Source organism: Rheinheimera sp. UJ63, from assembly GCF_021568285.1.
Taxonomy (GTDB): domain Bacteria; phylum Pseudomonadota; class Gammaproteobacteria; order Enterobacterales; family Alteromonadaceae; genus Alishewanella; species Alishewanella maricola.
In genome coordinates this window covers 224921-238786 of the sequence record NZ_JAKGTQ010000005.1, presented here as the reverse complement: position 1 = coordinate 238786, position 13866 = coordinate 224921, and the positions used below count along the sequence as shown (strand labels likewise).

Annotated in this window: 10 protein-coding genes; 5 read left to right on the top strand and 5 right to left on the bottom strand. The window is 46.4% G+C overall.

The window, feature by feature from the left end:
* Positions 1–1962: retention module-containing protein (locus L1N97_RS14290; RefSeq protein ID WP_236130248.1), on the bottom strand; the 1962-nt coding region annotated here is incomplete at its 3' end.
* Between the two features lie 194 nt (positions 1963–2156).
* Between L1N97_RS14290 and L1N97_RS14285 the strand changes: the two genes are divergently transcribed.
* From L1N97_RS14285 to L1N97_RS14265, 5 genes are read left to right on the top strand one after another with little or no spacing between them, the layout of a single operon-like run.
* On the top strand, positions 2157–4019 hold the full coding sequence (locus L1N97_RS14285) for a TolC family outer membrane protein (RefSeq protein WP_236130247.1): 1863 nt from the start codon (positions 2157–2159) through the stop codon (positions 4017–4019).
* Positions 4020–4042: 23 nt separating this feature from the next.
* Positions 4043–6181, top strand: coding sequence for a type I secretion system permease/ATPase (locus L1N97_RS14280; RefSeq protein ID WP_236130246.1), 2139 nt, complete (start codon positions 4043–4045; stop codon positions 6179–6181).
* Positions 6178–7494 (top strand): HlyD family type I secretion periplasmic adaptor subunit, encoded by a 1317-nt coding sequence (locus tag L1N97_RS14275; RefSeq protein ID WP_229587674.1) that lies wholly within the window; start codon positions 6178–6180, stop codon positions 7492–7494. Before L1N97_RS14280 ends, L1N97_RS14275 begins: the two co-directional genes overlap by 4 nt.
* A 7-nt stretch (positions 7495–7501) precedes the next feature.
* Complete coding sequence (locus L1N97_RS14270; RefSeq protein WP_229587672.1) at positions 7502–8089, top strand: helix-turn-helix transcriptional regulator; 588 nt, start codon at positions 7502–7504, stop codon at positions 8087–8089.
* 12 nt (positions 8090–8101) lie between these two features.
* Complete coding sequence (locus L1N97_RS14265) at positions 8102–8464, top strand: tryptophan synthase subunit beta like protein (RefSeq protein ID WP_229587670.1); 363 nt, start codon at positions 8102–8104, stop codon at positions 8462–8464.
* Between the two features lie 6 nt (positions 8465–8470).
* On the opposite strand, the gene L1N97_RS14260 is transcribed toward L1N97_RS14265, so the two are convergent.
* The 4 genes from L1N97_RS14260 to L1N97_RS14245 form a co-directional block, all read right to left on the bottom strand.
* Positions 8471–10369 (bottom strand): bifunctional diguanylate cyclase/phosphodiesterase, encoded by a 1899-nt coding sequence (locus tag L1N97_RS14260; RefSeq protein WP_236130245.1) that lies wholly within the window; start codon positions 10367–10369, stop codon positions 8471–8473.
* 34 nt (positions 10370–10403) lie between these two features.
* Positions 10404–11060, bottom strand: coding sequence for a transglutaminase-like cysteine peptidase (locus tag L1N97_RS14255; protein ID WP_236130244.1), 657 nt, complete (start codon positions 11058–11060; stop codon positions 10404–10406).
* Between the two features lie 239 nt (positions 11061–11299).
* A complete protein-coding gene (locus L1N97_RS14250) occupies positions 11300–12097 on the bottom strand; it encodes a hypothetical protein (protein WP_236130243.1) in 798 nt (265 codons plus the stop codon).
* A 170-nt stretch (positions 12098–12267) separates the two neighbouring features.
* Complete coding sequence (locus tag L1N97_RS14245) at positions 12268–13866, bottom strand: peptidoglycan-binding domain-containing protein (protein ID WP_236130242.1); 1599 nt, start codon at positions 13864–13866, stop codon at positions 12268–12270.

The following is a 13866-nucleotide window of genomic DNA, read 5'->3' as shown; positions in this document are numbered from 1 at the left end:
CACGGCATCAAACTCGGTATCAGCAGCTAAATCACTGCCGGCGACATCGACTGACCAGCTGCCATCGGCAAGAACCGTGGTGGTGTAAGTGGTGCCATTAATCACTAAAGTGACCACATCGCCCGGGGCAATATCGCCGCCGAGCGCGGTGCCGGTAACGGCAATGGTGCCGGCTGCTTCATTAGCGTTAACGATATCATCAGCGGTGATGTTATTCACCGTGACGGTGCCCGCTTCAGCACTCAGATCGACGGTATGGCTTGAAGTTCCAGTCGATTCGACGGTGTTACCCGCCGCATCTGATGAACTGACCACAGCATCAAACTCGGTATCGGCGGCTAAATCACTGCCGGCGACATCGACACTCCAACTGCCATCCGCTTGCACGGTGGTGGTGTAAGTGGTGCCATTAATCACTAAAGTGACGACATCGCCCGGGGCAATATCCCCGCCGAGCGCGGTGCCGCTAACGGCAATGGTGCCGGCTGCTTCGGCGGCATTAACGATATCATCGGCGGTGATGTTATTAACGGTAACGATACCGGCATCGGCGGTTAGATCGACGGTATGGCTTGAAGTTCCAGTCGATTCGACGGTGTTACCCGCCGCATCTGACGAACTGACCACAGCATCAAACTCGGTATCAGCCGCTAAATCACTACCGGCGACATCGACTGACCAGCTGCCATCGGCAAGAACCGTGGTGGTGTAAGTGGTGCCATTAATCACTAAAGTGACCACATCGCCCGGGGCAATATCGCCGCCGAGCGCGGTGCCGGTAACCGCAATGGTGCCGGCCGCTTCGGCGGCGTTAACGATGTCATCCGCGGTAATGTTATTAACGGTAACGATACCGGCATCGGCGGTTAGATCAACCGTATGGGTGGAGGTGGCACTGGATTCGACGGTATTGCCCACTGCATCAGATGAACTGACCACAGCATCAAATTCGGTATCGGCGGCTAAATCACTACCGGCGACATCGACTGACCAGCTGCCATCGGCTAGCACGGTAGTAGTGTAAGTGGTGCCGTTAATAATTAAAGTGACCGTGTCGCCTGGGGCAATATCGCCGCCGAGCGCGGTGCCGGTAACCGCAATGGTGCCGGCCGCTTCGGCGGCGTTAACGATGTCATCCGCGGTAATGTTATTAACGGTAACGATACCGGCATCGGCGGTTAGATCAACCGTATGGGTAGAGGTTGCACTGTTTTGTACCGTGTTACCAAGCGCGTTAGTTGATGTCACAACAGCGTCAAAAGTGGTGTCTGCAGCCAAGTCGCTACCGGCCACATTAACAGACCAACTACCATCTGCTAGTACTACAGTCGTGTAGGTAACGCCATTAATTACCAGGGTAACAGTATTACCAGCCACAATATCACCACCGCTGGCGGTGCCGGTAACCGTAATAAAACCTGCAGCCTCTGCCGCATTGACAATGTCATCGGCGGTAATGTTATTAATGGTAATTTCAACAGGTTCAACAGTAGCCGCGGCTGAATCGGAGAATAATGGCACAACAGGATCATCTTCTGAGAACGCACCCAACTCAAATAGCGTTGGGTTGTTTGACTCAGCAATGCGGGTGAGTCTGACAAAGTCATTACCACTATTTTCAGTTGAACCGCCTTCAGCGCCGGCTGCGGTCGCATCTAATTGTTCAAGTAAATCACCTTCTTCATCAAGCACGGCTAAAATGTCGTCGGCAGTGTTTAAGGCAACAGCGGAGTCTTCAGGCGCTATATCTGTTTGCAGCCAACTCTCAGAAATAACGAATTGTTGGTTTGCTGAAACGCTAACGGTTTCGTCTAAATATGCCAAGATAACCGAACCTTGCTCTGAGGTGATCACAGTGTCGCCGGGCATCAGCGTATCACCCTGCTTCAGAACTCTTATTTCACCGTTAGTCGATTGTACTTGAACAATACCTTCAACAGCTTGAGCAACGATTTTTGACATAATTAGTGTATCCATTAAATAACTATCACAACTTATATGATAAGGTGGGTTTGTAGATAACACCATTGGACCTGAGTACAGTTAATCACGTTCAAACTTGTTTTCTATCAACTTTAGCCATGTATATCTTTGTTAAAATAGAATTATTAATTGTGTCAATTATAGAAATATAAGGTGTATTCCAATTGAGAGCAGTGTCTGTTATAAAAAAATGTCTGTATCCTTTTTTTGCTACCTTAATTATTTTTGCGATCCCCAGTTATGCCGCTTCTACGGTGCAACAAGCTGCGAAAGAAGCGATAGAAAAAAATCCAGAAGTTCTGGCTAAATGGTATGAATTTTTAGCAGCCGGTGATGATGTTAACTCTGCTCGTGCTGGCTATAAGCCCTCGATAGATGGCACCTTAGGTTTGCAATACCAAAAACAAAATTATGGTTTGGTGAGAGAGTATGACGGTGCTTATGCGCGTTTAACGCTCACGCAAATGCTTTATGATGGCAGCCGCACGCGTTCAGAAGTGAATCGCTTCTCCAACTTTCAACTGGTTGCCTATTTTAATTTGTTAGAAACCGCTGAAAATATCGCATTAGAAGCGTTTCGGGCTTATCAAGATGTGTTAGCCCAACGCCAGTTGGTTGCATTGGCGCAAGAAAATTTAGACAAACATTTCGAAGTGTATCGGCAAATCGAAAGCAGCGCTAAAGCGGGGGTCGCTAAATTCGTCGATTTAGAGCAAATTAGCGGTCGTGTGTCGTTAGCACAAAGCAACGTGATTACCGAAACCTCCAATCTGCATGATGTCACAACACGTTATTTAAGGATCGTTGGCGCCTTACCTTCCTCTGATATGCGACCTGTTACTTTGTCTGATCAGCTACCGAGTACGGTTAATCAAGCTTTACGCCAAGCCTATCAAGCTAGCCCGGCCTATCATGCCGCTTTACGCAACATTAAAGCCGCTGAAGCGGGTGTGCAAACCCAGAAAGCAAATTTTAAGCCCAACGTTAATTTAGTGGGTAGTTACGGTTATCAAAACTATTCAGACATTGGTGTCAGAACCGATCAAAATGAAGCCTCAGTCGGCATTGAATTAAAATACAATTTTTATAACGGTGGCCGTAATTCCGCTTCGCTTAGTCGAGCTTACTCGGAAGTTAATTTAGCCGAAGAGTTACGCGATAAGGCCTGCATTGATATCCGTCAAACCATTCAAATTGCTTACAATGACGGTGTTAAGTTGGCAGAGCAGTTACCATTATTAAATCAACATCGATTGTCTTCGGATAAAGTCAGAACAGCTTATAAACAGCAATTTGATATTGGCCAACGTTCATTGTTAGATGTGCTTGACTCTGAAAATGAATACTTTCAAGCCAGTCGAGCTTATTTAGCCGCGATTTATACCTTAAGTGTCGCTAAGGCCAGAACTTTAGCGGGTATGGGAAACTTGACCAATACGCTGGGGTTAAACTCGAGTACTTGGCCTTCTTTAACTGAGCTAGGCGCAGAAAGACTGACTGTTGATCCTGCGACTGCTTGCCCTGCAGTTGATGTATATGGCAGTTTGCAAGTTGACAAAGATACCGATAATGACTCGGTGAAAGACAGTGCTGATTTTTGCCCTAACACGCCAATTACCGATAAAGTTGATGCTAAAGGCTGTTCCGTTTTTACCCAAAAAGAGGCTAAATTTACCTTGGAAATTACCTTTGGCCATAACCAAAGCGTGATTGAAGAGCAATATTTACCTCAAGTGGCCAGTTTTGCTGCATTTTTACAGCGTTACCCGAATACGAAAGCTGAAATACAAGGTCATACCTCGTCAGATGGTGCGGCATGGTACAACGATATTTTATCGCAACAACGTGCAGATGCAGTAAAGCAAATATTGGTGTCGCAGCATGGCATTGCGGAAGAACGCATTATGACCAAAGGTTATGGTGCGAGTCGCTTATTAGCTGAAGCAGATACGGAAGCGGCACATAACGTCAATCGCCGGATAGAAGCGGTCGTTACTGCAAAATATGACAGTGCTGTGCCACGCGCTGCAGAATAAACACTGACATAGGAATTGACGTATTGATCCCAGATAACAAGCATACGGGCGGCCCGTTATTCGAAGCCTTACTGTATATCTGTGAATTTCATCATTATGCGGTGAGCCCTGCCAGCTTACTCAGTGGCTTGCCGTTAACAAACAACATGCTTAGTCCGGCGGTATTTCATCGCGCGGCCGATCGCGCCAAACTGGCTTCAAAAATTCTACAGCGGCCGTTGAAACAATTAAACACGGCGTTATTCCCGGCTATTTTGACACTGCACGACAATAAAGCCTGCATCATTCACAGTATTGACCACGCTCAGCAGCAGGTCAGTATTAGTTATCCTGAATTGCCGGCAAGTGTCATTACATTGCCGTTAGCCGAGCTTGATGCCCTGTACGCAGGTTCGGTGTTTTATGTGCGGCCGAAAACCGATGCGGCAGATAAAATTAATCACTTTAAATTACCGGCGCACCTGCATTGGTTTTGGGGTGTCATTAAGCAAAACCGCTCGTTATATCGCGATGTGTTGCTAGCCGCGATCATGATCAACTTGTTTGCATTGGCGATGCCGATGTTTGTGATGAACGTCTATGATCGGGTTGTTCCCAATTTGGCTACGCACACCCTGTGGATTTTGGCGTCTGGCATCAGTTTAGTACTGGTGGCAGATTTAGTGTTAAAACTGCTGAGACACCACTTTGTTGATTTAGCGGCAAGTAAAACGGATGTGATGCTTTCGTCTGCCATTATGGACAAAGTGTTGTCGATGAAGTTGAAGTATCGACCGCAATCTACCGGTAGTTTTGCTTCAATTGTGCAATCTTTTGAGTTTGTGCGAAGTTTTATCGGCTCTTTAACCATTGTTGCGTTGGCCGATTTTCCTTTTGTATTGTTGTATTGTGTCGTGATTGGCATGATCAGCTTGCCTTTATTAGCACCAATCTTAGTCGGGGCTTTAATTTCGCTGATCTATGCTTATTTTGCCCAGCGCAAACTGAAGTTCTTATCGGATGAATCGGCTAAATCGGTGGCTGAACGTAATGCGACCTTGATTGAAGCCTTAGGCTCGTTAGAAACGACTAAATCCAATAATGTTAATGCAGATATTCAGCACAGCTGGGAGCAGTTGTCGTTAAGCTGTGCTCATCACAGTGCCAAAATGCGCTCGGTATCAGCCTCTGTCAGTAATGTAGCCGCTTTTCTTCAACAGCTTACCGGTGTGGCGGTGATCATTATTGGTGTCTACCTGTTAATCGACGGCAACCTTACGCAAGGTAGCTTAATTGCGGTCTATCTATTGTCATCGCGCGCCTTAGCACCGGTAAGCCAAGCAACCGGATTATTAGCGCAATTTCATTATGCGTCATCCGCTTATGAACAGCTGGATGTACTTATGGCTTACCCTTCAGAGCAAAATGCCACACGGCAAACCATTGATAAACCTTTACTGCAAGGCAAAATAGAATTTAAAAATGTTAGCTTTAGCTATCAAGAGAGCGATGTCCCGTCGTTACAAAATGTCAGTTTTGTTATCGAGCCCGGTGAGCATGTTGCCATCTTAGGCCGAAACGGTTCGGGTAAATCGACCTTAGAAAAACTGATCTTAGGCTTACATGATGCTGAGCAAGGGCAAGTATTGATTGATGGTATCGATATTCGTCAGTTAGACATTAATCAAGTGCGAAACAATATCGGATATGTGCCACAAGATATCAGCCTGTTTCGTGGCACTTTGCGTTACAACATCGAATTAGCCGCGCCGCCGAAAAGCGCTGAGCATTTTCTCAATATCTGTAACATCTCTGGGTTAAATCAATTATTAAGTCAGCATCCGGCCGGATTTGAAATGCAAGTCGGTGAAAAGGGGCAAAACTTATCTGGCGGTCAAAAGCAAATCGTATCGATTGCCCGAGCGCTTTATAACGATCCGCCGATCTTATTGTTAGATGAGCCGACAGCAGCCCTAGATTACAGCAGTGAAGAAGCCTTTCGAAAGCAATTAGGGGAGTTTGCTGAGGGTAAAACCTTGTTGTTAATTACACATCGCAGCCCATTGTTGTCTTTAGCCAATCGGATTATCGTGATGGATAACGGCAAAATTATTGCCGATGGTCCGAAAGACACCGTTATGGAAGCACTGCGTCAAGGCCGTATCATGGGTAATAACGCATGAGTAATCAACCGCATAAATATTCAAAAGATTGGGTCTCTGAAGCGGAGTGGGCGCGTATTGCGCAATCGCCATTATCGGCGCGTGCTTTGCTTTATGGTGTGCTATTCAGCGTAGTGGCCTTGATTGTTTGGGCTGCTTTTGCGCCATTAGATGAAATTGCCCGAGGCGATGGTAAGGTGGTCACTTCGCAACAATTACAAACCATTCAATCGCTGGATGGTGGTTTAGTGACCAATATCTTGGTGCGTGAAGGCGAAGTGGTTGATGTAGGACAGGTGTTGCTCAAGGTCGACTCCACCCGTTCAAACGCGAACTTAGCTGAAAACAAAGCACAGTTTTATGCCTTGACGGCAGAGGTCGCTAGGCTGCAAGCGCTTACTAACGAGAGTGCCCCGCAGTTTCCGGAAGAGTTAAAAACGGCAGCGCCCGATCGACTGCAACATGAAATTCAACTGTATCGTAATAGTTTAGCCGAGTTAAACGAGCAATTAGCGGTGCAAGCAGAGCAGCAGCAACAACGCTTACAAGAGTTAGTTGAAGCCAGAGCTGCACTTTTCCAATATAGCCAAACCTTAGAGTTGACCAATCAAGAGTTAAGTGTAACCAAGCCATTACTGGCGAGTGGCGCAGTATCGGATATTGATATTTTACGCTTAGAGCGTGAAGTCGCGAGAGCTAGCGGCGAAGTAAAACGGGCTGAAGCCAATACCGCGCGAGCCGAGTCTGCCTTGCAAGAGGCACGCAATAAACTCAAAGAAATTAAGTTAACCGTGCTGAATCGTTGGCGTAATCAGTTATCAGAATCGCGTGGCAAACTGGCTGCTCTTGCTGAACTACAAACTGGTTTAGTGGATATGGTGCAGCAGGCTGAAGTGAGATCACCCATGCGTGGCACCATACAACGGCTGCATATTAATACGGTGGGTGGGGTATTAACCCCAGGCAGAGATATTTTAGACATTGTACCGCTGGACGATCAGTTATTAATTGAAGCCAGAATTTCGCCAAAAGATATCGCTTTTATTCAAATTGGTCAGCAGGCGACTATCCGCATCAGTGCTTATGATTTTGCTATCTTTGGTGGTTTGCAAGCCAGTGTCAGTCATATCAGTGCCGATACGGTCACGGATGAAAAAGATAACACTTATTATGTCGTTAGATTAAGTACCGCCAGCCAAAAGCTGGATGATAAGTTAACCATCTTGCCCGGTATGACGGTGCAAGTCGATATTGTCACCGGTAAACGCACGGTCTTATCGTATTTGCTGAAGCCACTGCTTCGAGCAAAAAGTAACGCGATGACAGAGAGATAATCAATTAATGGCCAATGTAGCAATTTTTACTGCTCCCGGTTTTACTGCCTCAAGCTGGACCACTGCCTTTGGTAAGCCGCAGCTGCATGTTTATCCTGATGCCGACATTCAAGCGTTAAATACCTGTGATGTGGTATTAATCCACAGTGCGCGTAGCGATTGGACGGTGCTGGTCAAACAGTTGCAGCAGAGTAAGTTAGTGTTAGTGATCAGCCAGCAACTCGCTTTAGTTGAACTGCAAGTGGCGTTGAGCTCGGGCGCGAAAGGTTACCTGGATGCCGGCAGTAATAGCGTTAACTTTGTCCAAGCCGTGGCGGCTATTCGTAATGGCGCTTTGTGGATCCCCGCAGCATTGCTTAATCAACTCAATCGGTTTTTGTCAAAAGCGATCCCCAGCAAAACAACGTGGCAAACCTTTGAAGGGCAATTGTCGAAAAGAGAATTCGAAGTGGCGAGCTTGGTGCGGCAAGGCTTAAGTAATAAACAGGTGGCAGAGCGTTTATTCATTACCGAACGCACGGTGAAGCAACATCTTACGGCAACCTTTGCTAAGCTAGGGATCAAAGATAGGTTGCAACTCATCATGCTGCTTTAAAGGAAGTGTTTTATGTATGTTAAGCGAGCCAGCAATAAAGAGATCGTCGCGTTAAGCACGGAGCCATCCGCAGACTATCCAGAATTTATCTCTAACAACGATCCTGATCTTCTGCAGTTTATGCAGAAAAATATGCCAACTTATGCGCTAGCCAGTACAGAGTTGAGCCACAGTCAACAACTGGAAGATTCCGACGCAGATTTAGCGCGCGTCCTGGAAGATTTGGTGGAGTTATTAACGGCTAATGGCGTTATTACCTTTACCAAACTGCCGATGGCAGCGCAGGTGAAATTACTGAATCGTAAAACGCTACGCCACAACATGCAAACGCTTAGCCTCCTCAATGAAGAAGAGGACGACAGCATTATGCCCTAAGCGGCGTTAAACAATAGCCGGGCCGGTTAAGCCATCAAAACCCAGCTCAAGCAAGCCTTCGATGTCTGCGCTGGCGCTTACGCCCTCGGCAATCACGGTTAAGCTTAAAGTATGTGCCAGTTTGATTAAACCCGACAACAAATGGGCACTGTCTTTGTTTTGATAACGTCGTACCAAGGCGGCGTCGATTTTTAAGTAGTCTATGCCCAGTTTTTCTAAGTCTTGGATAGCATTAATGGCAAAGCCACATTTTTGCAAGCCAACATTCACTGACAATGACGTTAAAGCGGCAGCGAAACGGCTAAACAGCAATGGCTGTTTCACCACTAAGCGCTCATCAAACTCCAAGGCTAAACGCACACGAATCGATGGCTCCACCGCCTGCAGCAGCGTTAATAATTCATAATGTGTTGCTACATCTATCAAGGTAAGATCAGAGATATTAAGCGCCAAGTTCAGCGCATTGTTCTCTTGCAGCAGCAACAAAGCGTGCTTTAACATGGCGATATCCAACTGGCTGGTGTAGTGATAACGCCGCGCCCAACCTAGCACCTGAGCAGCCGATAACCAGTGGCCGTCGATTTTCATTTTTAACATGGCTTCTTGATGCATAACACGGCCATCTCGAAGTTGCACCGGGTAAATAGTCGAGCTAATACTGTCAGATGTTACCGCCTGCTGCAGCGCTTTTAGCCAGTCGGTTGCATCAGCTAAATCGGCGTATGGCTTGGCATCAAGCAGCGTTTTACTTTGTAGTGGTGGCGAGGCTTCAACTTCAACTAATAAAGCATCAAGCTGCGCTAACGTTTGCTGCCGGCTAGTAACGGTATCTAATGACATACCGACCAACAATACCGGTGCATTGACCGCACTGGGCGAAACCTTACAGTTCTGATTAAGTTGTTTGAGCAGTTGTTCTGTCAGTTCAGCGGTTGAAGCTAACTGATCGACAACTAAAAAGAAATCGCTACCATTTAAACGGCTAACCAAGCGCATCCCCGAATATTGCTGAACCTCTGCAATTAACTGTTTTAACCAAAGATCTGTTTTGGCATGGCCGAGTTGCAGGTTTAACTCGTGCAGTTCGCTCACCCGCAATAACAGCACGCAACTTAATTCACTGTGTTCAATGTTGCCAAAATAACTGTCGAGCCAGTTGGCGCAATAATCGCGGTTAAACGCGCCGGTAACATCGTCCAATTCATGTTGCTTTTGCAGTCTATCCAGTTGTTTTTGTTCTTGTTCCAGCATGCTGCGCACGCGGCTGGTTAGCCGATTCATGGCTGCAACCAAGCGTTTTAACTCAAAGGTTGAGGGTTCTTCACTGGTAATAAATTGGCGATTACCTAGCGCTTCAGCATGGTTTACTACTTGGTTTAAGGGGCGACTGACACGTTTGAGTAAAAAGCTGCCCACCACACCACAAAAAATAGCAATCAGCAAAAAGCCTAGCGCTAAATCTTGGGTAATCTGCCATAACGCGATTAAGCTGTAATCGGTTTGGCTTTCCAGTTCAATACTGCCAAAGCGTTGCCAGCCATCTTGGATCTGAGCAATACCGGGTTTAACATTAAACGCTAATAAACTAGCAAACCAATCGGGTACCGCAACCGGTTGAGGGCTAAGCGTAAACTCTGTAAGGGTATTTCCTGCCACATCTTTCAAGGCAATGCGTCGGTAATAACCGGTATCAAATTGTGCCGAGAGCATCAACTCGATAGTGGTCAGATCTTTTTCCATTTGTGACAGGCTTAAAGCCATTCCGGTGGCATTATCGATATTTTTAACTTGCAGTTGTTCTGCGAGATAAATTTTTGATTGGTAGGCACTGATAAAAAAGCTACTGCCAAAGGCTAAGAGCACAATAACAATAATTCCAATCCACAACTGCTTAATCAGAGACATAGCCTAAACTCCTTAACCCACATATTGCCCAGCATCATAAAAAAATGCCCTGCAGTGATAATCGTGCTACCAGATCACGCCAGCGCGATAACCGCGCCGACGCACTGTGTTTTGATTTTTGATTGCCGCTACCCGCCCAAAGCCCAGTAGAATTAAAACTAAATACTGGCGTTAGATCTGGCCTGGCTGATGCGGGTAAAATATTTTGAATTAAACTATCGATAATCAGAGGTTCAGCTTCGGCATCTGGATAATAAGCCAGTACCATATGCGCTAAACTGAGGCCGCTGTGTTCAGCCCCAACGCGCGCTCGAACATAGACTAAGCGAAGCTGTGTATCAGGGATCCCTAAAGCGCGTAAGCTGATGTAACTGGTGATCGCCCAATCTTCGCAGTCGCCGCGCCTTGATGCCAATATTTCGGCAGGGCTAGCCCAGTAATCTTCGACTTGATAGAGCGAGGTATCTAACTCGTAACTGAGTGTGTTATGTAAGAACGTATTCACGGTTTCTAGTTGCTGAACAACCGGTAAGTTTGCAGCATCTTGCAACATTTGTTGCCAAGCCGATGAGGTAGCCAGTGTTGTTGACGCTGGAGCAGATTGTTCGAGATAACGATCAAACTGAGAGAAATCAATAAGAAAGGGGGTTTCAAGCGCATGGTTATGCAACGCTGCCGCGATAAACAGCATGCCTCCAAAAGATATTGCGAATTTTTTTATCGCCTTTGCTGGCATTTAGCACACGCTCAGTACTCGTAACCCAGCCCCAAGATAGTGTAAAACTACTTGTATCTCAACGGATTTTTGCAGCGCGCTCTGCTCTTTTGTTATACCTGTTACCGTCTGAGGCCGTTGTGACGAGTGTGACAGCCTTAAATCACGCTCATCGGGTTTGACACGTTAAGCTAGGCTAATCACACGCTGTGAACTTAGCGTTTGCGTGTTGCTGCGGGATGAATACGCTCGTCATACAGTTTGCCAAGCGCTTGGCTAATGCTGAGCGTGTCATCTTCGGTTAAATACCGCTCAACTTGTTTATGAACAAAAATGACCGATTGTTTATGTTGTTTAGCAAATTGCTGGCACAGTGTAGTGAGTTGTTTTTGAAATTCCTTGGCTGCGGTTTCTTGATGTACCGCGTGGATGGCTTTTTCAAAACTGTTGCCGTGCTCTGCGTAGTATTCTTTTAAGGTGATCTTGGGAATGCGATAAGCTTTACTGGCATAGTCTAGCGCTTCTCTAAAGCTGCTATAGCTTTCACCAAATACGTCAAAGCTGGCGCTAAGGTGATAATGTACTTGATGATTAATACCGGCAGCTTCGTAATTAAAACCCGGAAAATTAAGCCTTTCGGTGGTTTCTAAACCTAGTTTTAAGCCCGCAGCAATGCTATGGCTTAAGCTAAAATCCAGCGCAGCGAGTTCTTCTTCTGTCCACATTTCGAAAATATTTAAGGCTTTTTCATATTTTTTCGCCAGTTTTTTCTTGGCGTAAACACGGCGCTCTTCTAATGCCCCCGCTTTACAGCTTTTTAAATGCTCAAAGCATTCACGACAACTGGGGATCTTCACAAAGTCAGCAGGTTCTTGTGTGCTGAGAAAGAAATCACGGTATTTTAATGGCGGCGCAAAGTCATATTCACTGGCAATACAACCACAATAAAAGCAGGTATTAAAAGACGCTCTCTCAGTCGGCACAAGGAGGTGGTAGTCGGGATATTCGCTCATAAAGGCTCGCCTAGTTAAAAACTGCCGTTATAGTACGCTGTTTCACACGATCTCAACAGCTAAGTGCCGCCGTGAGCCTATTAGGCAAACTGTAACGGGGCATCATTACACTGATGAGGTGGTTGACATGCTTAACTAAGCGGGCGGCTTCGGCTAAGGCTTGGCTGAATTTAGGATATGTGTGCTTGAAAAAGCGCCTGTTTTATATCGATGCTGAGTTGATAATCAGCGATGCTATCGAGTTGTTGTTTTATGGCCTTTGCCGAATTAGCGAAATCAGCCAGTGCCAGTAATGCCAGTAACCAACCAAAGGGTGTGGTTACGGTTTTGAGCACCCGATGCGCCATACGCATTAAGTGGCTAATAATATTTAAGCTTGCGGCATAAAGCTTAACGCGAAAACGATATTGCACGAGATGGTGCTGGATTTGTGCAGGGGTAGCGCTAGGGCTGAGTAAACAATATTGGTCAAAATCGTGGTCGTGGCTAAACAGCAAATTGGCGGGTTGGCTAAACTGATACACTGAGTTGCGCAAATAACTGGTGCCTGCGTGCACAATATCGATGGCTTTAACCACGCCAATATAAAATTTTCGGGCTTTTCTACTGATATAGCGCGCGAGATTAGCAATAAATTCTGTAGTGAACTGCTGCAGTTGTTTCACGGCTCGAAATAACCAGCGGATCACTCGCTTGAGGCCATCAAAAATACCGTTGGCCAGCCGAGCAAATTGGTTCTGAAATTCTTTTTTGTGCTGTTTGTGCGACAAAATGCTTTGCACGGTATTATTGAGCTGCTTACCTAGGTAAATGTCTTTGCTCGGCTCATGAGTTAAAACAGCAAAAGCAGCCATCAGTTGCGCATCTACAGTGTTGCTGTGTGGTTTTGCATGAAGTGCTTCTGACGAATTGTCTTGATAAAAACGACTAATGGCGAGTGTTGTTTTTGACAGCTGGCGCCTTGGTCTGGCACTTCTTTTCGCGCGCAGTCTTTCCCATTCAGTTTGGTCTTGGCCAGGGGTAATATCATAGCCGAGCAGCCATAGTTCGATACGGCTAATGGCCTCAATGTTGTGCTGAAACTCGTGAGTAACTTGAGCAAATAACGCAGCATCGGCAAGCTTAACCACGATAGCATCATGTTGGTACAGGGCATGCACTAGTGGCTCGGTAAGCGTTAACGATGCCGTACTGAGCAAGCCTAAACGCCGTGCAAATTGCGCAAACCGGGCGATGGCCAAAGCGAAAGCGGGGTTGTCTTGTGGCAATAGGATGGTTTTGGTGTGGATACGATGCTGTGCCCAATCACTAAAAAAGCCCATACTGTAAAGACGACAATAAATACCCCGTAACAACGCTAGGTTAGGCATGCCGACGGCAGGAATTAATTGCGCCAATGGCTTGGCCCACACCTGTTGCCAATCTGCGGGCTGTTGCTGATTTTCAAAGCTCACTAAACACTCCAACACCTGCCACGTTTCTGGCCCTGCCCAGCCGTCCACTTCGATGCCGGCTTCTTGTTGTAGCTGTTTAATTTTCTTTACCAAGATCGGATCTAAAGTGTGATTGCTGCGATTAACCCGCTTGTCGCCCTCGGCTAAATAACCTAACTCAATTAAACGTGCTCTAACGGCACGAATATAGGCCGCCGAGTCGGTTTGATTGGGGTTGCTTACCGCCATAACGGGGTTGGGGAGATGTCGCTCATTAACGGCAGCATCGAGCCCCATGCCAAATTGCGCTAAAAAATCTGCTGCAGAATCAGCCAT